The 25341-nt window shown below is 52.6% G+C and carries 21 protein-coding genes and 2 rRNA genes; 15 read left to right on the forward strand and 8 right to left on the reverse strand.

From position 1 onward, the window contains the following. Positions 1 to 106 precede the first annotated feature (106 nt). From WHR59_RS06005 to WHR59_RS06015, 3 genes are all read left to right on the forward strand, one after another. A 23S ribosomal RNA gene (locus WHR59_RS06005) occupies positions 107 to 3013 on the forward strand. A 98-nt stretch (positions 3014 to 3111) separates the two neighbouring features. Further along, positions 3112 to 3227, forward strand: a 5S ribosomal RNA gene (gene rrf / locus WHR59_RS06010). 457 nt (positions 3228 to 3684) lie between these two features. Then, a complete protein-coding gene (locus WHR59_RS06015; RefSeq protein ID WP_043017230.1) occupies positions 3685 to 4983 on the forward strand; it encodes an MFS transporter in 1299 nt (432 codons plus the stop codon). Here the strand turns inward: WHR59_RS06015 and WHR59_RS06020 are convergent. The 5 genes from WHR59_RS06020 to trxC form a co-directional block, all read right to left on the reverse strand. Then, the gene (locus WHR59_RS06020; protein WP_226791943.1) at positions 4980 to 5315 is read right to left on the reverse strand and encodes a YfiM family lipoprotein; all 336 of its coding nucleotides are present in this window, start codon (positions 5313 to 5315) and stop codon (positions 4980 to 4982) included. The genes WHR59_RS06015 and WHR59_RS06020 overlap by 4 nt on opposite strands. 32 nt (positions 5316 to 5347) lie before the next feature. Continuing rightward, the gene (gene pssA, locus WHR59_RS06025; protein WP_003835350.1) at positions 5348 to 6703 is read right to left on the reverse strand and encodes a CDP-diacylglycerol--serine O-phosphatidyltransferase; all 1356 of its coding nucleotides are present in this window, start codon (positions 6701 to 6703) and stop codon (positions 5348 to 5350) included. 114 nt (positions 6704 to 6817) lie between these two features. Then, a complete protein-coding gene (locus tag WHR59_RS06035; protein WP_075145817.1) occupies positions 6818 to 9478 on the reverse strand; it encodes a bifunctional acetate--CoA ligase family protein/GNAT family N-acetyltransferase in 2661 nt (886 codons plus the stop codon). 36 nt (positions 9479 to 9514) lie between these two features. Then, positions 9515 to 10213, reverse strand: coding sequence for a tRNA-uridine aminocarboxypropyltransferase (gene tapT, locus WHR59_RS06040; RefSeq protein WP_043017228.1), 699 nt, complete (start codon positions 10211 to 10213; stop codon positions 9515 to 9517). Positions 10214 to 10282: 69 nt separating this feature from the next. After that, complete coding sequence (gene trxC / locus WHR59_RS06045; protein WP_003037559.1) at positions 10283 to 10702, reverse strand: thioredoxin TrxC; 420 nt, start codon at positions 10700 to 10702, stop codon at positions 10283 to 10285. 207 nt (positions 10703 to 10909) lie between these two features. Here trxC and WHR59_RS06050 point away from each other — a divergent pair, with 207 nt between their 5' ends. Beyond that, positions 10910 to 11989, forward strand: coding sequence for a tRNA/rRNA methyltransferase (locus WHR59_RS06050; RefSeq protein ID WP_043017227.1), 1080 nt, complete (start codon positions 10910 to 10912; stop codon positions 11987 to 11989). A 33-nt stretch (positions 11990 to 12022) separates the two neighbouring features. Here WHR59_RS06050 and ung read toward each other — a convergent pair whose 3' ends face one another. After that, entirely contained in the window at positions 12023 to 12712 is a 690-nt protein-coding gene (ung, locus tag WHR59_RS06055) for a uracil-DNA glycosylase (protein ID WP_080626221.1), read from the reverse strand. 317 nt (positions 12713 to 13029) lie between these two features. On the opposite strand from ung, the gene grcA reads away from it, so the two are divergent. After that, a complete protein-coding gene (gene grcA, locus WHR59_RS06060) occupies positions 13030 to 13413 on the forward strand; it encodes an autonomous glycyl radical cofactor GrcA (RefSeq protein WP_003037563.1) in 384 nt (127 codons plus the stop codon). 113 nt (positions 13414 to 13526) lie between these two features. On the opposite strand, the gene srmB is transcribed toward grcA, so the two are convergent. Further along, positions 13527 to 14855 (reverse strand): ATP-dependent RNA helicase SrmB, encoded by a 1329-nt coding sequence (gene srmB / locus WHR59_RS06065; RefSeq protein WP_003835340.1) that lies wholly within the window; start codon positions 14853 to 14855, stop codon positions 13527 to 13529. A gap of 130 nt (positions 14856 to 14985) precedes the next feature. Here srmB and trmN point away from each other — a divergent pair, with 130 nt between their 5' ends. Further along, on the forward strand, positions 14986 to 15723 hold the full coding sequence (gene trmN / locus WHR59_RS06070) for a tRNA(1)(Val) (adenine(37)-N(6))-methyltransferase TrmN (protein WP_213733267.1): 738 nt from the start codon (positions 14986 to 14988) through the stop codon (positions 15721 to 15723). Here trmN and nadB read toward each other — a convergent pair. Next, positions 15708 to 17330 (reverse strand): L-aspartate oxidase, encoded by a 1623-nt coding sequence (nadB, locus tag WHR59_RS06075; RefSeq protein WP_047409429.1) that lies wholly within the window; start codon positions 17328 to 17330, stop codon positions 15708 to 15710. The genes trmN and nadB overlap by 16 nt on opposite strands. 305 nt (positions 17331 to 17635) lie before the next feature. Between nadB and rseD the strand changes: the two genes are divergently transcribed. The 9 genes from rseD to era all read left to right on the forward strand — a co-directional run bounded on the left by rseD (position 17636) and on the right by era (position 25341). Then, entirely contained in the window at positions 17636 to 17758 is a 123-nt protein-coding gene (rseD, locus tag WHR59_RS06080) for a rpoE leader peptide RseD (protein WP_223306697.1), read from the forward strand. After that, positions 17755 to 18330 (forward strand): RNA polymerase sigma factor RpoE, encoded by a 576-nt coding sequence (gene rpoE, locus WHR59_RS06085; protein WP_003037573.1) that lies wholly within the window; start codon positions 17755 to 17757, stop codon positions 18328 to 18330. The genes rseD and rpoE overlap by 4 nt, the downstream gene beginning before the upstream one ends. Positions 18331 to 18361: 31 nt before the next feature. Further along, the gene (rseA, locus tag WHR59_RS06090) at positions 18362 to 19012 is read left to right on the forward strand and encodes an anti-sigma-E factor RseA (RefSeq protein ID WP_003037574.1); all 651 of its coding nucleotides are present in this window, start codon (positions 18362 to 18364) and stop codon (positions 19010 to 19012) included. Beyond that, a complete protein-coding gene (gene rseB, locus WHR59_RS06095; protein WP_043017223.1) occupies positions 19012 to 19968 on the forward strand; it encodes a sigma-E factor regulatory protein RseB in 957 nt (318 codons plus the stop codon). Before rseA ends, rseB begins: the two co-directional genes overlap by 1 nt. After that, positions 19965 to 20429: a SoxR-reducing system protein RseC gene (rseC, locus tag WHR59_RS06100; RefSeq protein WP_043017222.1), complete on the forward strand. Its 465-nt coding sequence runs from the start codon at positions 19965 to 19967 to the stop codon at positions 20427 to 20429. The genes rseB and rseC overlap by 4 nt, the downstream gene beginning before the upstream one ends. A 270-nt stretch (positions 20430 to 20699) precedes the next feature. After that, positions 20700 to 22499: a translation elongation factor 4 gene (gene lepA, locus WHR59_RS06105; protein WP_043017221.1), complete on the forward strand. Its 1800-nt coding sequence runs from the start codon at positions 20700 to 20702 to the stop codon at positions 22497 to 22499. A gap of 15 nt (positions 22500 to 22514) precedes the next feature. Beyond that, the gene (gene lepB, locus WHR59_RS06110; RefSeq protein ID WP_080626222.1) at positions 22515 to 23489 is read left to right on the forward strand and encodes a signal peptidase I; all 975 of its coding nucleotides are present in this window, start codon (positions 22515 to 22517) and stop codon (positions 23487 to 23489) included. 269 nt (positions 23490 to 23758) lie between these two features. Next, positions 23759 to 24439, forward strand: a complete 681-nt coding sequence (gene rnc / locus WHR59_RS06115) for a ribonuclease III (RefSeq protein WP_003037579.1) — start codon at positions 23759 to 23761, stop codon at positions 24437 to 24439. Beyond that, positions 24436 to 25341: a GTPase Era gene (gene era, locus WHR59_RS06120; protein WP_080626223.1), complete on the forward strand. Its 906-nt coding sequence runs from the start codon at positions 24436 to 24438 to the stop codon at positions 25339 to 25341. Before rnc ends, era begins: the two co-directional genes overlap by 4 nt.

A 25341-nucleotide genomic window follows, 5' to 3' on the forward strand; every position in this document is an offset into this window, starting at 1 on the left:
CACACTGTTTCATTTCTCCGTAATAAGAAATGAAAAATGGTGTGTTCGAGTCTCTCAAATTTTTGCAGCACGATGATGAATCGAAAGAAACATCTTCGGGTTGTGAGGTTAAGCGACTAAGCGTACACGGTGGATGCCCTGGCAGTCAGAGGCGATGAAGGACGTGCTAATCTGCGATAAGCGTCGGTAAGGTGATATGAACCGTTATAACCGGCGATTTCCGAATGGGGAAACCCAGTGTGATTCGTCACACTATCATTACGTGAATACATAGCGTAATGAAGCGAACCGGGGGAACTGAAACATCTAAGTACCCCGAGGAAAAGAAATCAACCGAGATTCCCCCAGTAGCGGCGAGCGAACGGGGAGCAGCCCAGAGTCTGAATCAGCATGTGTGTTAGTGGAACGGTCTGGAAAGTCCGACGGTACAGGGTGATAGTCCCGTACACAAAAGTGCATATGTTGTGAACTCGAAGAGTAGGGCGGGACACGTGGTATCCTGTCTGAATATGGGGGGACCATCCTCCAAGGCTAAATACTCCTGACTGACCGATAGTGAACCAGTACCGTGAGGGAAAGGCGAAAAGAACCCCGGCGAGGGGAGTGAAAAAGAACCTGAAACCGTGTACGTACAAGCAGTGGGAGCCTCTTTATGGGGTGACTGCGTACCTTTTGTATAATGGGTCAGCGACTTATATTCTGTAGCAAGGTTAACCGAATAGGGGAGCCGAAGGGAAACCGAGTCTTAACTGGGCGTTAAGTTGCAGGGTATAGACCCGAAACCCGGTGATCTAGCCATGGGCAGGTTGAAGGTTGGGTAACACTAACTGGAGGACCGAACCGACTAATGTTGAAAAATTAGCGGATGACTTGTGGCTGGGGGTGAAAGGCCAATCAAACCGGGAGATAGCTGGTTCTCCCCGAAAGCTATTTAGGTAGCGCCTCGTGAATTCATCTTCGGGGGTAGAGCACTGTTTCGGCTAGGGGGTCATCCCGACTTACCAACCCGATGCAAACTGCGAATACCGAAGAATGTTATCACGGGAGACACACGGCGGGTGCTAACGTCCGTCGTGAAGAGGGAAACAACCCAGACCGCCAGCTAAGGTCCCAAAGTCATGGTTAAGTGGGAAACGATGTGGGAAGGCACAGACAGCCAGGATGTTGGCTTAGAAGCAGCCATCATTTAAAGAAAGCGTAATAGCTCACTGGTCGAGTCGGCCTGCGCGGAAGATGTAACGGGGCTAAACCATGCACCGAAGCTGCGGCAGCGACACTATGTGTTGTTGGGTAGGGGAGCGTTCTGTAAGCCGTTGAAGGTGTGTCGTGAGGCATGCTGGAGGTATCAGAAGTGCGAATGCTGACATAAGTAACGATAATGCGGGTGAAAAACCCGCACGCCGGAAGACCAAGGGTTCCTGTCCAACGTTAATCGGGGCAGGGTGAGTCGACCCCTAAGGCGAGGCCGAAAGGCGTAGTCGATGGGAAACAGGTTAATATTCCTGTACTTGGTGTTACTGCGAAGGGGGGACGGAGAAGGCTATGTTAGCCGGGCGACGGTTGTCCCGGTTTAAGCATGTAGGCGGAGGTTCCAGGTAAATCCGGTACCTTATTAACGCTGAGGTGTGATGACGAGGCACTACGGTGCTGAAGTAACAAATGCCCTGCTTCCAGGAAAAGCCTCTAAGCATCAGGTAACACGAAATCGTACCCCAAACCGACACAGGTGGTCAGGTAGAGAATACCAAGGCGCTTGAGAGAACTCGGGTGAAGGAACTAGGCAAAATGGTGCCGTAACTTCGGGAGAAGGCACGCTGATATGTAGGTGAAGTGGTTTACCCATGGAGCTGAAATCAGTCGAAGATACCAGCTGGCTGCAACTGTTTATTAAAAACACAGCACTGTGCAAACACGAAAGTGGACGTATACGGTGTGACGCCTGCCCGGTGCCGGAAGGTTAATTGATGGGGTTATCCGTAAGGAGAAGCTCTTGATCGAAGCCCCGGTAAACGGCGGCCGTAACTATAACGGTCCTAAGGTAGCGAAATTCCTTGTCGGGTAAGTTCCGACCTGCACGAATGGCGTAATGATGGCCAGGCTGTCTCCACCCGAGACTCAGTGAAATTGAACTCGCTGTGAAGATGCAGTGTACCCGCGGCAAGACGGAAAGACCCCGTGAACCTTTACTATAGCTTGACACTGAACACTGGTCCTTGATGTGTAGGATAGGTGGGAGGCTTTGAAGCGTGGACGCCAGTCTGCGTGGAGCCAACCTTGAAATACCACCCTTTAATGGCTGGTGTTCTAACGTAGACCCGTTACCCGGGTTGCGGACAGTGTCTGGTGGGTAGTTTGACTGGGGCGGTCTCCTCCTAAAGAGTAACGGAGGAGCACGAAGGTTAGCTAATCCTGGTCGGACATCAGGAGGTTAGTGCAAAGGCATAAGCTAGCTTGACTGCGAGAGTGACGGCTCGAGCAGGTGCGAAAGCAGGTCTTAGTGATCCGGTGGTTCTGAATGGAAGGGCCATCGCTCAACGGATAAAAGGTACTCCGGGGATAACAGGCTGATACCGCCCAAGAGTTCATATCGACGGCGGTGTTTGGCACCTCGATGTCGGCTCATCACATCCTGGGGCTGAAGTAGGTCCCAAGGGTATGGCTGTTCGCCATTTAAAGTGGTACGCGAGCTGGGTTTAGAACGTCGTGAGACAGTTCGGTCCCTATCTGCCGTGGGCGCTGGAGAATTGAGGGGGGCTGCTCCTAGTACGAGAGGACCGGAGTGGACGCATCACTGGTGTTCGGGTTGTCATGCCAATGGCATTGCCCGGTAGCTAAATGCGGAAGAGATAAGTGCTGAAAGCATCTAAGCACGAAACTTGCCCCGAGATGAGTTCTCCCTGAGACTTTAAGTCTCCTGAAGGAACGTTAAAGACTATGACGTTGATAGGTCGGGTGTGTAAGTGTAGCGATACATTGAGCTAACCGATACTAATGAACCGTGAGGCTTAACCTTACAACGCCGAAGATGTTTTGGCGGATTTGAGAAGATATTTTCAGCCTGATACAGATTACATCGACATGCCCAAGAGGTGTGTTGATAAACAGAATTTGCCTGGCGGCTGTAGCGCGGTGGTCCCACCTGACCCCATGCCGAACTCAGAAGTGAAACGCCGTAGCGCCGATGGTAGTGTGGGGTCTCCCCATGCGAGAGTAGGGAACTGCCAGGCATCAAATAAAAGCGAAAGGCCCGGTCGAAAGACCGGGCCTTTTGTTTTATGTGTGGTCTGTCGGTGAGCGCTCTCCTGAGGAGGACAAATCCGCCGGGAGCGGATTTGAACGTTGCGCAGCAACGGCCCGGAGGGTGGCGGGCAGGACGCCCGCCATAAACTGCCAGGCATCAAACAAGTGAAGAAGCCCATCCTGACGGATGGGCTTTTTTGCGTCTGTACGGAGAGAAAACCGCCGGATGCGGCGTCCCGCCTTATCCGTCCTACAAAACTCACACTATTTCTGGCCGATAACTCGACTCTCTCCCTCGAACATATCTGAATCATTTTCCTGCTAATTAAAACCGTGATCTTTCTCGCATAATGAGTTATAACAATTATATAACATTTGGTTCACCAAAATAGACATAACCTTCGTTGATAAATTAACGCGATCGTTGGCAGGGGTACAATTCTAATGGCTGATAGCAGTGTAACTGAGAACGGGATGCTGGCAGACGGCGATACCCGTCGTCGTATATGGGCGATTGTCGGAGCATCATCAGGGAATCTGGTCGAATGGTTTGATTTCTATATCTACTCTTTCTGCTCCCTCTATTTCGCTCACATCTTTTTTCCCTCCGGAAACACCACCACACAACTCTTACAAACTGCAGGCGTTTTTGCTGCAGGCTTTCTGATGCGACCGATTGGCGGCTGGTTGTTTGGTCGCATCGCAGATAAGCATGGGCGTAAAAAGTCTATGCTGCTGTCAGTTTGTATGATGTGTATGGGATCGTTGGTGATCGCTTGTCTACCGGGGTATGAGACCATCGGTACCTGGGCTCCTGCGCTATTGCTGCTGGCCAGACTATTTCAGGGGCTGTCTGTTGGTGGCGAATACGGAACCAGCGCTACCTATATGAGTGAAGTAGCCGTTGAAGGTAAGAAAGGTTTTTATGCTTCATTCCAGTATGTGACGTTAATTGGTGGGCAGTTACTGGCATTGCTGGTTGTGGTCATATTACAGCAAACGTTAGAAGACTCAGCGCTAAGATCGTGGGGGTGGCGTATTCCATTTGCGTTGGGTGCCGTACTGGCTATTGTTGCGCTATGGCTACGTCGCCAGTTAGATGAAACCTCGAAACAGGACGTTCGCGCGCTGAAAGAAGCAGGTTCTCTGAAAGGGCTGTGGCGTAATCGTAAAGCCTTTATCATGGTGCTTGGCTTTACCGCTGCAGGCTCGCTGTGTTTTTATACCTTCACAACCTATATGCAGAAGTATCTGGTTAACACCGCCGGTATGCATGCCAACGTAGCCAGCGGGATTATGACAGCGGCACTGTGTGTGTTCATGCTGGTACAGCCGCTGTTTGGTGCCTTGTCAGATAAAATTGGCCGACGTACTTCAATGTTGTGTTTTGGCGCGTTGGCCGCGATTTTCACCGTTCCCATTCTGACAGCATTGCAAAGCGTAACGTCCCCGTATATGGCGTTTGCTCTGGTGATGTGCGCTTTGTTGATCGTGAGTTTCTATACGTCAATCAGCGGTATTCTGAAGGCTGAAATGTTCCCGGCGCAGGTGCGCGCTTTGGGAGTTGGCTTATCTTATGCGGTAGCTAATGCCCTGTTTGGTGGCTCAGCCGAATATGTGGCGTTATCCCTGAAGTCTGTCGGTATGGAAACGACATTCTTCTGGTACGTTACAGCGCTGGCAGTCGTCGCGTTTTTAGTATCGCTGATGCTGCATGGGAAGGGGAAAGGTCTGCGCCTCTAGTAATGTGCCAGTTGCCAGACCGCATAGCCGGTAGACGCGCCTGCAACATCCCAGGCGAAGTCCTTCCAGCTCCAGCCGCTCCCTGCGGGGCGGCTGTCCCACAACTCTTTTGACGCGCCCAGGCTGACTGAGAACATCAGGCCGATAGCCGCACTGCGATCGCGGCTGTTACCCTGATGTTGGGCATATTCATTTCCGGCTGCGGCAAGCATGGCGGAGGCGATGAAGTGTTGAGCTTTGTCTTGTCCGCTCCAGCGGTCATTTGCCATGTGGCTGCAGCCAGAAATGGCCAGGATACTGGTAAGAATAAACAGGCGCACCGTTACCTCCATATGAAAAACCCCGTCACTGGACGGGGTCTTGGTTACAGAATACGGCTAATTAATCTGTCGATACGAATACGGCGTAGTCGACGGATGAGCTTACGCACTTTGACTGGATAGTCAGCAATGCTTTGCAGGTCGCGATAGTGCTTAACCACTGTGGTATGCGTGCGGATAAGCTCCAGCTCTTTATCGCGCTGGGGAGTCAGCTCTTGCTTAGGATCGTGGATAAGGATGGCGTTTTCCAGATCCAGACGCCAGGCGCGAGGGTTAAGGTTGTTGCCGGTGAGCAGCATCCATTTATCATCAACCCACATACCTTTCAGATGATAGGTATTGTCATCATCTTTCCATAAGCGCACGACCAGCTGGTCGGTATTCACGTAATACTGCAATCTGCTCAGGAAACGGCGCAGATTGATTTCATACAGATATGGCAGCGCACCGATGATCTTGAATGGCTCATCTTCCGGAATGAAAAAGTCGTTGGCGGTTTTATCACCGACAATGATTTCGACCTTTTTCCCTTCACGCAGCAGCTGAATGATATTGCGCACCAGTATGGCAGGCAGGTTGAAATAAGGGGTGCAGATTGTGAGCTTGTGCTCCGCGCAGGGCATGAGGTGAAAAATGGTCTTATTTAACAGACTGGATTTACCAAGTCCCACCAGAGGCGTAACCGAAAGCTGTTCATTATCCGCATCACCCTGAAAATGGAATGACGCATCGCGCAGTTCCTGACGATACAGGCGGATGTCATTTTTAATTTCCGGGCTTTTAGGGCGATTGATATCATCAAGGCGATTAACGCCGCGACCATTCATCAGGTTCTGTGTAACCCAATCGAACATGATATCGGCCATTTGCGCGTTGCGAATCAACTGATAGCGGTCATAGCGATATTTATCATGCTGATGCAGATAAACATCGTTCAGACTGGCCCCGCTGTACAGGACGCTGTCATCGATGATAAAGCCTTTAAAATGCAGGACGCCAAGTGCTTCTCGGGTGTTAATCGGAACGCCGTAGACAGGAATATCGATACCAGGGTTTTCTTGCGCCATTCGGCAATACCAGTCAGCGTTGGTATTCGAAGCCGCAGCACCAATACGTCCGCGCTGGGCTCGGTGCCAGTCCACAAGCACCCGGACATCCAGCTCAGGACGCTGCCGTTTTGCCGCATAGAGCGCGTCGAGTATGCCTTTGCCACCGTCATCCTGTTCCAGGTACAGCGCAATAATGCAGATCCGTCGCGTCGCGCTGGCTATTTTTTCCAGCAGAGTCTCCCTGAAATTAGCGGGAGCATAAAAGAAATCTACATCATCAACTGACTGAGAAATCTTGGGTAGTTGGGCAAGGTGTTGTTGATGTTTATTACGCTTAAATTTTGACAACATCACAGTGCATTTCTTCTCTGTTCATTGAAGGGTCCTCTGTGCTATGCAGACGACATAAGCGGGCAATGATACCACCAGTACCCATTAATGTGGTCAACATTTCCAGTACCTTACTCACGATTCCTCAAATTGGGCCAGATTAAGCGTTAGCCCAACAATTCCCTCTTCGAGCTGGACGTCAACAACAAACCCGAGTTTTCGGGCCAGGGCGACCATCCCACGATTGTTTGGCATCGTAATACCATTCAAACGCATAAGTCCGTGATCTCGGGTATATGCAATTAACTTTTCCATCAACCGACGGCCCAGTCCGAGCCCTTTGAGATCTGAACGTACCAGCACGGCAAACTCGGCGTCAACGTTATCAGGATCCGAGATTGCCCTCGTTACGCCGAGGATCTCTTGCTGATTATCTTTACACCGTACCGCAACAAAGGCCATTTCCCGATCGTAGTCGATCTGCGTCATATTGGCTAAATCTTCGTGGGTAAATTCGTTGATCTCACTGAAATAGCGATAATAAAGATCTTCTTTGGTTACCTGAGAAATGAACTGCTGCAGATGAGGCTCATCCTCTGGCAAAATGGGGCGGAACAGGCAGCGCTCGCCGTTTTTCAACTCTACCCATTCTTCTAGCTGATGGGGGTAGGGACGTACCGCCAGTCTGCTTTCGTTATCGCCCGTGAATGGGGCAATGTCCAGCGTGACATCCAGTGCGGTAAATTCACCGGCGGAGGCCAGCAGCGGATGAATATCCAGACGCTGAATTTCCGGACAATCGACGATTAGGTTGGAGACCTGCACCAGAAGCTGACTTAACCCGGCGATATCCAGTGGGCGTAGTGCGCTACGAGCGCGGATCTTCTTATTTTTGATCCCCTGGATCACCAGATAACGCGCCAGATTCATATTCAATGGCGGCAATGCCACTACGGCTTGCTCTTCCGGTCGCCACTCAACCCCACCTTCACCCAGCATAATCAATGGGCCAAATACCGGGTCGTGTTCAACAACGACGCGAAGCTCCTGAGCGCCAGCGCGATTCGCCATACTTTGTACTAATAAACCGTGAATGCGTGCCTGCGGCCAGGCCATTTTTACCCGATCAAAAATCGCATTGGCGGCCTGCTGCACTTCTGTTGCCGTACGCAGGTAGAGCATTACCCCCTGAACTTCTGATTTATGCGGGATATCAGGAGAACGCAGCTTTAGCGCCACCGGGTAGCCGATTTGCTCCGCGATGTGTACGGCTTCTGCGCTGTCGCTGGCGATCCACGTTGGCAGAGTGTGTAAGCCATAGGCCTGTAAAATCGGCTGCACTTCATGGGTATCCAGCGACGTTGCTCCTTCAGCAATCGCCTGCTGTAACAGATTGTGCGCTTCGGCGGTGTTGGTGGTCAGGTAATCCGGCAGCGCAGGCGTTTCCCGCAACTGCTTCTGGTTACGCCGATACTCCACCATATGCATAAACGCAGTGATGGTGCCTTCCGGCGTACGGTAGGTAGGTAATCCGGCTTCGCTAAACAGCCTACGGGCCTCCTGAGAGGAAAACTCTCCGCACCAGTTGGTCAGCAACGAGACGAACTTACCGCGTGGATGTCGCTTTACCGCTTCGATTAATGCTTGCGCGCTTTCGGTGCCGGGAGCGGCCGCGCTGGGGGAGTGAATTACCATCAGCGCGTCGAAATCCTGGCTGGCGAGCAAAATATCCAGCGTTTTAACGTAGTGTTCGCTGCTGGCATCATCACGCAGATCCAGCGGGTTGGCGATATCAACATGCTCAGGCAAGGTATCGCGTAATTTCTGGCTGGTATCTTCGCTCAGCGTCGCCAGCTTGCCATTTTTTGACCACAGTTCATCTAATGCCAGTGCGGCTGGCGCGGCCCCATTGCTGATGATCATCAGTCTGTCGCCACGCAGCGGACGCATGTGGCTCAGGGTTTCGACCGCCGAGAACAGTTCGTGAGTATCTTGCACGCGTAATAAACCGGCGCGCTGGATAGCCGCGTCCCAGGCTGGGTCCATCCCTGCGCTGGTATGCAGTAAACGCTGCGCCGCTGGACTGCGACCGCTCTTAATCACCAGAATGGGTTTATTGCGCGAGGCGCTACGGGCGGCGGAAACAAAGCGCCGGGCATCGCTTAAATGTTCGAGATACAGCAATATTGCGCTGGTTTTGCTGTCACGCGCCAGGTAATCCAGCAGTTCATCAACGTCGATATCCAGGCTGTCACCCAGCGCAATAAAGTAAGAAAAGCCCATTTCTCTCTGCTGTGCCCAGTCGAGTATGGTATTGGATACGGCAGCGGATTGAGAGATAAAAGCCAGCTTGCCGCGCTTAATCGGGACAGGGGAAAAGCTGGCGTTAAGTCCCTGCCAGGGGGCGAGAAGTCCCAGGCTGTTGGGGCCCAGCAAACGTATGTTGTAGCGTGATGCGCAGGCCAGCAGTTCTGCGTGCTGTGCCGCGGGAGCCGAGAGAATAATGCAGGTTTTACAGCCTTTCTCGCCAAGCGCTTCGAGTAACGCCAGGTTACGGCTGGCATTGGTGCACAATACGGCGAGGTCCGGGCTAAAAGGCAGGCTATTGATATTGGGCCAGGCCAGTACGCCCAACACCGCTTTCCATGCGGGCGTCACCGGTAAAACAGGTCCATTGAATCCCCCGGCAAGCAGGTTACGCATCATCAGGTAACCCGCGCGATTAGGTTTCATTGACGCCCCAATCACTGCAATGGATTTCGGTCGCAGTAGTGCTTCCAGACCACGCTGACTCATATCGGCTTCCTTAATGACACCAGTGACCGAATGATTTTAAACGCTTTCTGGCGAGTCTGCTGTGACGCTTCCCTGATGTTGGGTTTTTCCTGCCAGATAGCGGGTTTTAAAGCGAGTGAAATGATCGCTTAACCCTTCCGCGGCTTGCGTATCACCCGCCAGATCCAATAAGGCGATGGCCACTTCGGCGGTACAGTATTGCCCTTCGGCGTGAACGCCGCGCAGGTGGTAAGCAGAAAGACGCGATAAATCAACGGAGATTACCGGCAGGTTATCAAGGTACGGGCTTTTGCGGAACATTTTACGCGCCTCAGGCCAGGTACCATCAAGCATAATAAACAACGGTGGTTTACCGGCTGGTGGCGTGAAAATCACTTCACGCTCTTCGCCTGCATAAGAGGCCGGGAATACAACCATCGGCTGGTAATCCGGATTTTTCACCAGTTCGAGCAGCGCCTGAGGCGGTTCGGTGCGTGACCACTGAAAAGCCGTGGTATCGGGCAGAATATCGGCAATCAAACGTCCCGTGTTACTGGGCTTCATCGGCTCGGTGTCAAACATAACCAGACAAAAGCGACTTTTTGCCTCAGAGGGCATTAGCGTTGCGCACAAGCAGAGCTTCAGCGGCAGCAGGCAGCGCTGACAGCGGCGAATGCGATTACCTCGGGCAAGGAAAGGGCGCGTGGCGCGCGCAAGGCGCTCAGCGCGTAACAGAAGAACAGCGTTATCGGTCATGGGGAAACACGTTGAAAAACGCTATTGTCGCAGAGGTGAAAACGGGGCACAAGATGCGCCCCGTAGAGATTATAATGATTCGTTAAGCCAGCTATCAAACGGGGCTTTTGGTACAGCGCCGTTAAGCATGTCGACGATTTCACCTTTTCTGAAGATCATGATGGTCGGAATGCTGCGGATACCGAAACGGGCGCTGAGTTCACGCTCGGCTTCCGTATTCACTTTAACAAAACGCACTTTACCGCTACGCTCTTCCGCGACATCTTCAAAAATCGGGGCGAAGTTACGACATGGACCACACCAGGGGGCCCAAAAATCAACCACCACCGGGAGATCGTCTTTTAACAGTTTATCCAGTGTTTCACCGGTCGCATTGATCACCTCCCCATCAAACAGGTCGTGACCACAGCGTCCGCATTTAGCCGCTTCCTGGACACGATCGTCGGGGATACGGTTGATAGCCTGGCAGCTGGTACAAACGGTATTCATAACTAACCTCTGGATGAGTGGAGTGGACTTCACGGCAGTAACGCCAGTATGTTTCTATTATGTTACATATTATCGGGGAGTCTGTTCTAAACAACAATGCGTTTTATTCAATGAGTACAATAGTCCTTAGCTTTTAAATGAAATAATGGCTAACGACGTGCACATCGGGTAATCTGCGCGCTTCGCGCAGAGCAGGTGGAGAAAAACATGAGCGACGAACTGAAGAATAAAAACGGCAAGGTCAAAGTGATGTACGTCCGCAGTGACGATGACTCGGACAAACGCACCCAAAATCCACGTACTGGTAAAGGCGGCGGTCGCCCCGGTACCTCCCGAGCCGAAGGCGGTCGTCGCCCTGCCCGTGATGACAGAAAGGGTCCGAACAGCGAACGTGGCCGTGAACGTGGTCGTGACCGCGATGTAGAACGCGACCGCAGACGTGAAGATTCACCATGGCGTACCGTGTCCCGCGCACCGAGTGATGACGCAGCGGACAAAGCAGATCACGGCGGTATTAGCGGCAAAAGCTTTATCGATCCTGAAGTATTACGCCGTCAGCGCGCGGAAGAAACTCGCGTTTACGGTGAGAATGCCTGTCAGGCTCTGTTCCAGAGTCGTCCGGACGCTATTGTTCGCGCCTGGTTTGTTCAGAGCGTAACCCCGCGCTTTAAAGAAGCATTGCGTTGGATGGCGGCAAACCGCAAAGCCTACCACGTGGTTGACGAAGCCGAGCTGGCGAAAGCCTCCGGCACTGAACACCATGGCGGCGTTTGCTTCCTGATCAAAAAGCGTAACGGCACCACCGTTAAGCAGTGGGTTGGTCAGGCAGGCGCGCAGGATTGCGTGCTGGCCCTGGAAGATATTGCTAACCCGCACAACCTGGGCGGCATGATGCGTAGCTGCGCCCACTTTGGTGTGAAAGGCGTGGTAGTTCAGGATGCGGCGCTGCTGGAATCGGGTGCGGCTATCCGTACAGCTGAAGGCGGAGCTGAGCACGTTCAGCCGATCACCGGTGACAGCATTGTCGATGTGCTGGACGACTTCCGTAACGCGGGTTACACGGTAGTGATGACCTCAAGCGTGAAAGGCAAACCGTTGTTTACTACCACGTTGCCGGAAAAAATGGTGCTGGTATTAGGGCGTGAGCGTGAAGCTCTGCCAGAAGCAGCATGCTCAGCCGACGATCTGTGCGTAGCGATTGACGGTACGGGCAAGGTAGAAACGCTCAACGTTTCTGTCGCGACCGGCGTGCTGCTCGCGGAGTGGTGGCGTCAGAACAAAGCCTGATCATAAAAATGCCAGCGAATCGCTGGCATTTTTTTACTCGCTTTCCGCAGGTAATACCGGCGTCCAGTCAATTGGCTTTTCACCTCGTTGTTCCAGCCACTCATTCGCCAGTACAAAGTGATTGCAGCCAAAGAAACCGCGATGCGCAGAGAGCGGTGATGGGTGGGGCGCTTTCAACACATGGTGACGCTGCGTATCAATAATCGCGCCTTTCTTCTGTGCGTGAGAACCCCAGAGCAGGAAAACCACGCCTTCCCGATGTTGGTTAATCAGGCTGATAACTTTATCAGTAAATGTTTCCCACCCCAGGCTGGCGTGCGAATGTGCCTGACCGGCGCGGACGGTGAGTACGGTGTTGAGTAACAGCACGCCCTGGCGTGCCCAACTTTCCAGATACCCGTGGGTTGGGCGCGTGAAGCCTGGAATCGTCGCTTCCAGCTCTTTGTACATGTTCAGCAACGAAGGCGGAGTGGCAATGCCGGGGCGGACAGAGAACGCGAGACCATGTGCCTGGCCTGGACCGTGGTAAGGGTCCTGACCCAGGATGACGACTTTCACGTCGCCAAGCTCGGTAAAGCGAAAAGCATTGAATACATCTTTTTGCGGCGGGTAAATTGTCATACCCGACTGACGCTCGCCCGCCACAGTATGCAGCGTGTTAACAAAATAAGGCTGCTGTTTCTCTTCTGCCAGCACATCGTGCCAGGTTAATTCGGTAGCCATTTCGCTCTCCTGCGAATTTTCAATCCCCCTAGCTTAACTGCTTCTTTCGGCGTCGCAAAATTCTGTACGTTTCTCAAGGGACTACCCCTTAAAGATAGTTGAAAATTTATGTAAAAAGTTTAGCTGCATGTATGGCGTAAGTTGATGTAAAACAATAAAATCCATCTATCACCACTTTCCATGTATGGTTTTTATTGATTTAAATCAAAGATTCAAGGGTGTGTGAGGGGTATATATACACTCAAGCAACAATGGTTTTACCAATTGGCCGGATGACGGCCAACCGAGATCAAATAATTTTGCCGGGGAGGCATCAAATGATTACAGGTATCCAGATTACTAAAGCTGCAAACGACGACTTGCTGAACTCTTTCTGGCTGCTGGACAGCGAAAAAGGCGAAGCACGCTGCATCGTTGCGAAAGCAGGTTTCAATGCTGATGAAGTCGTTGCCGTCAGCAAACTGGGTGAAATCGAATACCGTGAAGTGCCGGTAGACGTACAGCCGGAAGTCCGCGTGGAAGGTGGTCAACACCTGAACGTAAACGTTCTGCGTCGCGAAACGCTGGAAGATGCGGTTAAGCATCCGGAGAAATATCCGCAGCTGACCATCCGTGTTTCTGGTTATGCCGTGCGTTTCAACTCTCTGACCCCAGAACAGCAGCGCGACGTTATTGCTCGTACCTTTACTGAGAGCCTGTAAGGCTACCGGGGAATAACCCCCGTTCAGCTGAGAATCTGAAAGCGGAAGATGCCAGTGCGTCTTCCGCTTTTCTGTGCACAAAAAATGCCGGGCTAGACGGCCCGGCATTCGGTTTACTCTTTGTCGGACTGCTGAGTCGCAGCTCCGCTCGGCTTACGACGTTTGCCGATATTTTTGGCGTCGCGGTGACGTTTTTTCACCCGCGGCTTCTCTTTCTCTTTGGCTTTTTTCTCGGCGCGCTTTGCCAGCACTTTCTTGGATGGCTTACCGTTAGATTTCTCACTTGGCGCGCGCGTGGTTGGACGCAGTTCGTCGATGACGCGTGCTTTCAGTGGCTCGTCAATATAGCGGCTCGCTTTACCGAGCAGCAGATGGTCGTGCGCTTCAACCAAAGAGATCGCTGTACCTTTACGGCCTGCGCGACCGGTGCGACCAATGCGGTGCAGATAGGCATCGCCACTGCGTGGCATGTCGAAGTTAAACACGTGGCTAACGTCAGGAATATCGATCCCGCGTGCGGCAACGTCGGTTGCTACCAGTACGTTCACGCGACCATCGGTCAGACGTTTGATCGCTTCGTTACGTTTGTTCTGCACCATCTCGCCTTCGAGATAGCAGTTATTAATGCCTGCCTGGCGCAGCCAGCCTGCCAGCTCGTGTACACGCTCGCGTTTGCGTACAAAGACAATTGAGCGGGTCGCTTCCGGCTGTTTTAACAGATGGATCAGCATGGCAGTTTTGTGCTCGATATCATCGGCACGGTAGTAAAATTGATGGATCTTCTTGCGTTCACGGGTGGACGGATCCGCTGAGACTTCGACCGGATCTTCCAGCAGACGCTCGGCAAAATCTTTAATCGCATCGCCTTCCAGCGTGGCGGAGAACAGCATGGTTTGCTTACGCCACCGGGTTTCACCGGCGATATGCTCGATGTCCTGGGCAAAGCCCATGTCCAGCATGCGGTCTGCTTCATCGAGGATCAACGTCTCAACTGCATGACAGTCGAAGTTCTCTTCTTTAATGTACTGCAGCAGACGACCGGTAGTGGCGACCACGATGTCCTGGTTTTCGCTAAAGACTTCCATGTGGTTCATGTAAGCCACGCCGCCGGTAATCGTTGCGATATCCAGATGCGTATTCTTCGCCAGCTCACGGGCGTGTTCGGCAACCTGCATCGCCAGTTCGCGCGTCGGTGTCAAAATTAAAATGCGCGGCGGACCAGATTTCTTGCGCGGGAAGTCGAGCAGGTGCTGCAACGCTGGCAGCAAATATGCCGCCGTTTTACCGGTGCCTGTCGGCGCAGAACCGAGTACATCACGGCCATCGAGCGCAGGCGGAATGGCGGCAGCCTGAATGGCGGTCGGGCGAGTGAAACCTTTTTCCTGGAGGGCATCCAGAAGGCTTTCATCGAGTTCAAGTTCGGAAAAAGTCGTTACAGTCATGTTCTACCTCTGAGTGGGGCGCTGATTATAGACGTTACGGCTGCAATCTTCATCTGTTTGTATGGATATACCTTCTCAGGTATTGTTTTTATCCTATGTTATCGTTTTTTTTCCAGGAAGGTTGTTCTTCATGCCCCAGTCTACATCCGTACTTAGACGTAATGGATTTACTTTTAAGCAGTTTTTTGTGGCACACGATCGTTGTGCAATGAAAGTCGGAACAGACGGCATTTTATTGGGGGCCTGGGCCCCTGTTGCGGGCGTAAAACGGATCCTGGATATTGGTACCGGAAGCGGCCTGTTGGCGCTGATGCTGGCCCAACGCACTGATGAAAACGTCATCATTGACGCCGTGGAGCTTGATGTTGACGCCGCGCAGCAGGCGCAGGAGAACATCGAGCAATCTCCGTGGATGCATCGCGTGAGCGTCCATACGGAAGATGCGCAGCAGTGGGTACCGCGCCAGACCGTGCGTTTTGATTTGATTATCAGCAACCCTCCCTATTATGAACAAGGGGTGGAATGCGCCACGCCGCAGCGCGAGCAGGCACGCTACACCACTACGCTCGATCATCAGGTATTACTTACGCTGGCAGCGGACAGCATAACGGAAGAAGGTTTTTTCTGTGTGGTGCTGCCGGAACAGATCGGCAATGCATTTACCCAGCAGGCACTCAGTATGGGCTGGCATCTGCGATTGCGCACGGATGTTGCAGAAACGGAAGCCCGACTACCTCATCGGGTATTGCTGGCATTCTCCCCGCAGGCCGGGGAGTGCTTTAGCGACAGGCTGGTGATCCGTGGGCCAGACCAACGTTACTCTGAAGGTTACACGGCGCTGACCCAGGCGTTTTATCTGTTTATGTGATGACTTAGCGGCGAGAGAATGGATGGGCCCGCCTCTGGAAGCTGTTCCGGGTAATCCAGCGTGTAGTGCAGGCCCCGACTCTCTTTGCGCATCATTGCGCAGCGGACAATCAGTTCAGCAACCTGCACCAGATTGCGCAGTTCCAGTAGGTTGTTCGAAACACGGAAATGGGCGTAATACTCGTCGATTTCCTGTTGTAGCATGGTGATACGGCGCAGGGCGCGCTCCAGACGCTTGGTTGTGCGCACAATGCCGACGTAATCCCACATAAACAGCCGCAGCTCATGCCAGTTATGCTGAATGACAACCAGTTCATCCGGGTTTTCTACCCGGCTTTCATCCCAGTCCGGGAGCGTGCTAACGCCGCGAGCATAAGGCATGCGCCTGTCGATATCTTCAGCCGCGGACCAGCCGTAAACCAGGCATTCCAGCAATGAGTTCGATGCCATCCGGTTGGCGCCATGCAGGCCGGTGTAACTCACTTCGCCGATCGCATACAGCCCGTCGACATCGGTGCGGCCAAAGTCATCAACCATCACGCCGCCACAGGTATAGTGTGCGGCAGGAACGATAGGAACCGGCTCTTTAGTCAGATCGATGCCCAGTCCCAGTAATTTTTCATAAATCATCGGAAAATGCTGACGAACAAATTCTTCTGGTTTATGGCTGATGTCGAGGAACATGCAGTCAGCGCCCAGGCGTTTCATCTCGTGGTCAATGGCGCGGGCGACAATATCGCGGGGAGCCAGTTCGCCACGCTCGTCAAAATCGGGCATAAAGCGCGAGCCGTCCGGGCGCTTCAGGTGCGCGCCTTCGCCACGCAGCGCCTCGGTCAGCAGAAAATTGCGCGCCTGAGGGTGATACAGCGCCGTCGGGTGAAACTGGTTAAACTCCAGGTTGGCGACGCGGCATCCCGCGCGCCAGGCCATCGCAATCCCGTCGCCCGAGGAAATATCCGGATTAGTGGTGTATTGATAGACCTTTGATGCGCCGCCGGTGGCCAACACGACTGATTTCGCATGGCAGGTTTCGACGGCTTCTTTATTACGATTCCAGATCCAGGCACCAACAACCCGACGCGTTCCCGGCAGACCGATTTTGTCAGAGACAATCAGATCGACGGCATTACTCCGCTCGAGAACCCGGATGTTGGGGTGATTTTGCGCCTGGCTGACGAGGGTGGTTTCGACTTCTTTGCCGGTAGCATCCGCAGCGTGCAGGATACGTCGATGGCTATGACCGCCTTCACGGGTCAGGTGATAGCTTTCTTCACCGTTGGGCTGAACCTGCGTATCAAACAAGACGCCCTGATCGATTAGCCACTGAACGCAGGTGCGGGCATTGCTGGCGACAAACTCAACCGCATGGCGATCGCACAAACCGGCCCCGGCAATCAGGGTATCTTCAACGTGAGAGTCGATACTGTCGGTTTCATCAAATACCGCGGCAATACCGCCCTGGGCATAAAATGTCGACCCTTCGCTGACCGGGCCTTTGCTCAGGACAATAACCTGATGTTTTTCAGCCAGGCGCAGCGCCAGTGAAAGTCCGGCAGCCCCGCTGCCAATGATCAGCACGTCACAGGATAATTCAGGAGTCGTATTCATGATTTTTGTTTAATTTACTAAACAGTGTTTGGTCACCATAGCACCACATTGCGCGATACTGCACGTTTTATTTTTAAATGTGTTGCAATGACTAAACAAGAAAGAAAAGCATAACGAGGGTGAAAAGAGCAAAAATATTTTGTGAAGCAGACCGTTAGCATCAGATTATGTGGTGAAATAAAGTAGCCGTTGGGTTACTCTGCAAGCGGTGAAATGGGCATTTCTAAACAGATAGTGCGTTGATCGGGTTATGTAGACTTATAATGAGAGATAAGACCTGTCTACAACATGACAAACAAAAAACAATGCGTAACGGAACTTTACGAAACTTGAGCACTCTAAGCATTTGCTTGCTCATAGTGAAGCTGATGGAGTGGCGTTTCGAAGGCGCGTGGAAATTTGGTTTGGGGAGACTTTACCTCGGATGAGCGAGCAGTTAACGGACCAGGTCCTGGTAGAACGGGTCCAGAAGGGAGATCAGAAAGCCTTTAACCTACTGGTAGTGCGCTATCAGCATAAGGTGGCGAGTCTGGTTTCTCGCTATGTACCGTCGGGCGATGTACCCGATGTAGTACAAGAAGCATTTATCAAGGCCTATCGTGCGCTGGACTCGTTCCGGGGAGATAGTGCTTTTTATACCTGGCTGTATCGTATTGCAGTCAATACAGCGAAGAATTACCTGGTCGCTCAGGGGCGTCGTCCACCTTCCAGTGATATTGATGCGATTGAAGCAGAAAATTACGAAAGTGGCGGTGCGCTGAAAGAAATTTCGAACCCTGAGAACTTAATGTTGTCAGAAGAACTGAGACAGATAGTTTTCCGAACTATTGAGTCCCTCCCGGAAGATTTACGCATGGCAATAACCTTGCGGGAGCTGGATGGCCTGAGCTATGAAGAGATAGCCGCTATCATGGATTGTCCGGTAGGTACGGTGCGTTCACGTATCTTCCGAGCGAGGGAAGCTATTGATAATAAAGTTCAACCGCTTATCAGGCGTTGACGATAGCGGGATACTGGAAAAGGTATTAGGCATGCAGAAAGAAAAACTTTCCGCTTTAATGGATGGCGAAACGCTGGATACTGAGTTACTCAAAGAGCTGGCTCACGACCCGGAAATGCAAAAAACCTGGGAGAGTTATCACCTGATTCGCGATTCCATGCGAGGTGATACCGCCGACGTTCTCCATTTCGATATTTCCGCCCGCGTAATGGCTGCCATCCAGGATGAGCCAGTACGTCAGACGGCGCCATTGATTCCTGAGGCCCAGCCAGCACCGCACCAGTGGCAGAAAATGCCATTCTGGAAGAAAATGCGTCCGTGGGCCGCGCAGCTTACCCAAATGGGGGTCGCCGCGTGTGTATCACTTGCAGTTATTGTTGGCGTCCAGCACTATAATGGGCAATCTGAAACGTCCCAGCAGCCCGAAACGCCGGTATTTAATACATTACCGATGATGGGTAAAGCCAGTCCGGTTAGCTTGGGTGTACCTTCTGACGCGACGGCCAGCGGCGGTCAGCAACAGCAGGTACAGGAGCAGCGTCGTCGTATTAATGCCATGTTGCAGGACTACGAACTGCAACGTCGACTGCACTCTGAACAGCTTCAGTTTGAGCAGGCCCAAACACAGCAAGCCGCTGTGCAGGTGCCAGGAATTCAAACTTTAGGAACGCAATCGCAGTAATGAAGCAACTTTGGTTTGCCATGTCACTTGTGGCTGGTAGCCTGTTCTTCTCTGTAAACGCCTCGGCCAATCCTGCGTCCGGGGCGTTGTTGCAGCAGATGAATCTGGCCAGCCAGTCGCTAACCTATGAGCTGTCATTTGTCAGCATCAATAAGCAGGGTGTTGAATCCCTACGTTATCGCCATGCCCGCCAGGATAACCGTCCGCTAGCGCAACTGTTGCAAATGGATGGACCGCGCCGGGAAGTGGTGCAACGTGGCAACGAAATCAGCTATTTTGAGCCTGGTCTCGAACCGTTCACGCTAAACGGCGACTATATCGTTGACTCTCTGCCATCTCTGATTTATACCGACTTTAAACGCCTTGCTCCCTACTATGATTTTATCTCAGTAGGTCGCACCCGCATTGCCGATCGGCTCTGTGAAGTGATCCGCGTTGTCGCCCGTGACGGGACGCGTTACAGCTATATCGTCTGGATGGACACGGAGACCAAGCTGCCGATGCGTGTCGATCTTCTCGACCGTGATGGCGAAACGCTGGAACAGTTCCGCGTCATCGCCTTTACCGTAAACAACGGCGTCAGCGACAGTATGCAGGCGCTGGCGAAAGCCAATCTGCCGCCGCTGCTGTCGGTTCCTGCAGGTGAGAAAACCAACTTTAACTGGAGTCCGTCGTGGTTGCCGCAAGGCTTCAGCGAAGTCTCCAGCAGTCGACGTCCGCTGCCGACAATGGATAACATGCCGATCGAATCGCGCCTTTATTCTGATGGCCTGTTTAGTTTCTCCGTGAACGTAAACCGTGCGATGCAAAACAGCGCCGATCAACTGTTACGAACCGGGCGTAGAACGGTCAGCACCAGCGTACGTGATAACGCGGAAATTACGATAGTGGGCGAACTCCCACCGCAAACGGCGAAGCGTATCGCGGATAATATTAAGTTCAGGGCTGCGCAATGATTAAAGAGTGGGCGACGGTCGTCTCCTGGCAAAATGGTCTGGCGACGGTCAGCTGCGATGTAAAAGCATCATGTAGCAGCTGTGCTTCCAGGGCCGGATGCGGGAGTCGCGTGCTGAACAAACTTGGGCCGCAGACCACGCACACCATCGTGGTACCCTGCGACGAACCCTTAGCGCCTGGTCAAAAAGTTGAACTGGGCATTGCCGAGGGTAGCCTGTTGGGTTCGGCGATGCTGGTCTATATGTCTCCGTTGGCGGGACTGTTTCTTTTCGCGGCGCTTTTCCAGGTGCTGTTTGGTTCCGATCTTGCGGCATTAAGCGGCGCCGTGCTGGGGGGCGTGGGCGGATTCCTGATTGCTCGTGGATTCTCTCGTAAGCTTGCTGAGCGTGAGGCCTGGCAGCCGGTCATTCTGAACGTTGCTCTCCCACCCGATCTTATTCGCGTCGAAACCCAGCAGTGATATCTTTGCCTGATGGCGCTGCGCTTATCAGGCCTACGGCGTCATCAGATGCAGGCGTAGGCCGGATAAGGCGTTTATGCCGTCACCCTGCAAAAGTTTCACCGGCTTTGCATGGTCGTTTCCAGTTCCCGCTATCCTTGCTCTATGAACATTTCCTCGCCTCAGCGTTGTAGTGTAGAATGCGGCGTTTCACTTAAACAGACGTTAAGCTCAGATCAGCGACTTCTCAGAGCCTGCTCCGGCGGGCGTAAGGCACAATAATTACACTATATGAAGAACATACGTAACTTTTCAATCATAGCTCACATCGACCACGGTAAATCGACGCTGTCTGACCGTATTATCCAGATCTGCGGTGGCCTGTCTGACCGTGAAATGGAAGCGCAGGTTCTCGACTCGATGGATCTGGAGCGTGAGCGCGGTATTACTATCAAAGCGCAGAGCGTGACGCTCGATTTCAAAGCATCTGATGGTGAAACCTATCAGCTTAACTTTATCGACACCCCGGGTCACGTTGACTTCTCGTATGAAGTTTCCCGCTCGCTTGCTGCCTGTGAAGGCGCATTGCTGGTGGTTGATGCCGGACAGGGCGTAGAAGCGCAGACCCTGGCTAACTGCTATACCGCCATGGAAATGGATCTGGAAGTGGTGCCGGTACTGAACAAAATTGACCTGCCAGCCGCCGATCCTGAGCGCGTAGCGGAAGAGATCGAAGATATCGTCGGTATTGATGCAACTGATGCTGTTCGCTGTTCGGCGAAAACCGGTGTTGGCGTCACTGACGTACTTGAACGTCTGGTGCGCGATATCCCGGCGCCGGAAGGCGACCCGGAAGGTCCATTGCAGGCGCTGATCATCGACTCCTGGTTCGATAACTACCTGGGCGTGGTGTCACTGGTGCGTATTAAAAATGGCACCATGCGTAAAGGCGACAAAATTAAAGTGATGAGCACCGGTCAGGTCTATAACGCCGACCGTCTGGGCATCTTCACGCCAAAACAGGTTGACCGTACCGAGCTGAAATGCGGCGAGGTAGGTTGGTTGGTTTGCGCGATTAAAGACATTCTCGGCGCACCGGTTGGCGATACCCTGACGCAGGCGCGTAACCCGGCGGACAAACCGCTGCCAGGCTTTAAAAAAGTGAAGCCGCAGGTTTACGCCGGTCTGTTCCCGGTGAGCTCTGACGACTACGAAAACTTCCGTGACGCGCTTGGTAAGTTGAGCCTCAACGACGCCTCCCTGTTCTACGAGCCGGAAAGCTCAACCGCGCTTGGCTTTGGCTTCCGCTGCGGCTTCCTCGGCCTGCTGCACATGGAGATCATTCAGGAACGTCTGGAACGTGAATACGATCTGGATCTGATCACTACCGCGCCGACCGTAGTCTACGAAGTAGAAACCACGGCGAAGGAGACTATTTACGTCGATAGCCCGTCCAAGCTGCCGCCGTTGAATAACATCTACGAACTGCGTGAGCCGATCGCTGAGTGTCACATGCTGCTGCCGCAGGCTTACCTTGGTAACGTCATCACCCTGTGTATCGAGAAGCGTGGCGTCCAGACCAACATGGTTTACCACGGTAACCAGGTGGCGCTGACCTATGAAATTCCGATGGCGGAAGTGGTACTCGACTTCTTCGACCGTCTGAAGTCAACCTCTCGCGGCTATGCGTCGCTGGACTATAACTTCAAACGCTTCCAGGCGTCTGACATGGTACGCGTTGATGTCCTCATCAACAACGAACGTGTCGATGCGCTGGCGCTGATCACTCACCGCGACAACTCCCAGAGCCGTGGCCGTGAGCTGGTCGAGAAGATGAAAGATCTGATCCCTCGTCAGCAGTTTGATATCGCGATTCAGGCGGCCATCGGCACGCACATCATCGCGCGTTCAACGGTTAAGCAGCTGCGTAAAAACGTTCTGGCGAAATGCTACGGTGGCGATATCAGCCGTAAGAAAAAGCTGCTGCAAAAACAGAAAGAGGGTAAAAAGCGCATGAAGCAGATCGGTAACGTCGAACTGCCGCAGGAAGCGTTCCTCGCCATTCTGCATGTCGGTAAAGACAGCAAATAATCTTAAGGAGTTGGCATGGCGAACATGTTTGCCCTGATTCTGGTGATTGCCACACTGGTGACGGGCATTTTATGGTGCGTAGATAAATTCATCTTCGCACCAAAACGCCGGGAGCGTCAGGCAGCAGCGCAAGCTGCTGCAGGTGATTCACTGGATAAAGCAACGCTGAAAAAAGTGGCCCCTAAGCCGGGTTGGCTGGAAACTGGGGCATCCGTTTTCCCGGTTTTAGCTATTGTACTGGTGGTGCGTTCATTTATTTATGAGCCGTTCCAGATCCCGTCTGGTTCGATGATGCCGACGCTGCTTATCGGTGACTTTATCCTGGTGGAGAAATTCGCCTACGGGATTAAAGATCCGATTTACCAGAAAACGTTGATCGAAACTGGCCATCCGAAACGTGGAGATATCGTGGTGTTTAAATACCCGGAAGATCCCCGTCTGGACTACATCAAACGTGCTGTCGGTTTACCGGGAGACAAAGTGACGTACGATCCGGTGGCGAAAGAGGTCACTATTCAGCCAGGGTGCAGTTCAGGTCAGGCGTGTGAAAACGCGCTGCCGGTAACGTACTCTGATGTTCAGCCAAGTGATTTTGTACAGACCTTTGCTCGTCGTAACGGCGGTGAAGCGACCAGCGGCTTCTTTGAAGTTCCGCTGAACGAAACGAAAGAGAACGGTATTCGCCTCTCCGAGCGTAAAGAAACGCTGGGTGAGGTAAGTCACCGCATTCTGACTGTGCCAATCGCCCAGGATCAGGTGGGGATGTATTACCGCCAGCCAGGTCAGCAACTGGCAACCTGGATCGTCCCACCGGGACACTACTTCATGATGGGTGATAACCGTGACAATAGCGCGGACAGCCGTTACTGGGGATTTGTGCCGGAAGCGAATCTGGTTGGTAAAGCGACGGCTATCTGGATGAGTTTCGACAAGCAAGAAGGCGAATGGCCGACCGGTGTGCGTTTAAGCCGTATTGGTGGCATTCACTAATTGCCGATAATCGTTCACGCTGTCGTCATTATGGCGACAGCGTGAATTATTTCTCGGATAAATTCCCGCAGACTAACGACATCCCTTGTCGTTGTGTATAGAATATTCCCCCGAAGTTTTAGGTTGGCACCGACAGGTTGCCACGGCACACGAAACAGCGTTGGTTTGTATACAAATGCATTCAAGTGAAGCCAGACGGCTAAGCGAAGTGCGTATATCAGGTCTGTTTCGTGTGCTGAATTGTTGACGCATTCATTTATTGGTATCGCATGAACCCCATCGTAATTAATCGGCTTCAACGGAAGCTGGGCTACACTTTTAATCATCAGGAGCTGTTGCAGCAGGCATTAACTCACCGGAGTGCCAGCAGCAAACATAACGAGCGTTTAGAATTTTTAGGCGACTCTATTTTGAGCTTTGTTATCGCTAATGCGCTGTATCACCGTTTCCCGCGTGTGGATGAAGGTGATATGAGCCGCATGCGCGCAACGCTGGTTCGCGGCAATACGCTGGCTGAATTAGCCCGTGAGTTTGACCTCGGTGAATGTTTACGTTTGGGGCCAGGCGAGCTGAAAAGCGGCGGCTTCCGTCGTGAATCGATCCTGGCGGATACCGTTGAAGCTTTAATTGGCGGCGTCTTCCTCGATAGCGATATTCAAACCGTTGAGCAATTGATCCTGAACTGGTATCAAACTCGTCTGGATGAAATTAGCCCAGGCGACAAACAAAAAGATCCGAAAACGCGCCTGCAGGAATATTTGCAGGGTCGCCACCTGCCTCTACCGTCTTATTTGGTGGTGCAGGTGCGTGGTGAAGCACACGATCAAGAATTTACTATCCACTGCCAGGTCAGCGGCCTGAGTGAACCGGTGGTTGGCACAGGTTCGAGCCGTCGTAAGGCTGAGCAGGCTGCCGCCGAACAGGCGTTGAAAAAACTGGAGCTGGAATGAGCATCGATAAAACTTACTGTGGATTTATTGCCATCGTCGGCCGCCCGAACGTCGGCAAATCCACTCTGTTGAATAATCTGCTTGGGCAGAAGATTTCCATTACCTCACGTAAGGCTCAGACAACACGTCACCGTATTGTTGGCATCCATACCGAAGGCGCGTATCAGGCGATTTATGTTGATACTCCGGGTCTGCATATGGAAGAAAAACGTGCGATCAACCGTCTGATGAACAAAGCGGCGAGCAGCTCTATCGGTGATGTTGAACTGGTTATTTTCGTTGTCGAAGGCACCCGCTGGACGCCGGACGACGAAATGGTGCTCAACAAGCTGCGTGATGGTAAAGCCCCGGTTATTCTGGCTGTGAACAAAGTAGACAACGTTCAGGAAAAAGCCGATCTGCTGCCGCACCTGCAGTTCCTGGCAAGCCAGATGAACTTCCTTGATATCGTACCGATTTCTGCCGAAACCGGCTTGAATGTCGATACCGTTGCGGGCATCGTGCGTAAGCATTTGCCGGAAGCTATTCATCACTTCCCGGAAGATTACATCACCGACCGTTCTCAGCGCTTTATGGCCTCTGAAATCATCCGTGAAAAGCTGATGCGTTTTCTGGGTGCTGAACTGCCGTACTCCGTTACCGTGGAGATTGAGCGTTTTATCTCCAACGAGCGCGGTGGCTACGACATTAACGGTCTGATCCTCGTTGAACGTGAAGGGCAGAAGAAGATGGTTATTGGCAACAAAGGGGCCAAGATTAAAACCATCGGTATTGAAGCGCGTAAAGACATGCAGGAAATGTTCGAAGCGCCCGTTCATCTCGAACTGTGGGTGAAAGTGAAATCCGGCTGGGCCGATGACGAACGCGCGCTGCGCAGCCTCGGTTACGGCGACGATCTCTGA

The organism is Citrobacter europaeus, from assembly GCF_037482245.1.
GTDB lineage: Bacteria > Pseudomonadota > Gammaproteobacteria > Enterobacterales > Enterobacteriaceae > Citrobacter > Citrobacter europaeus.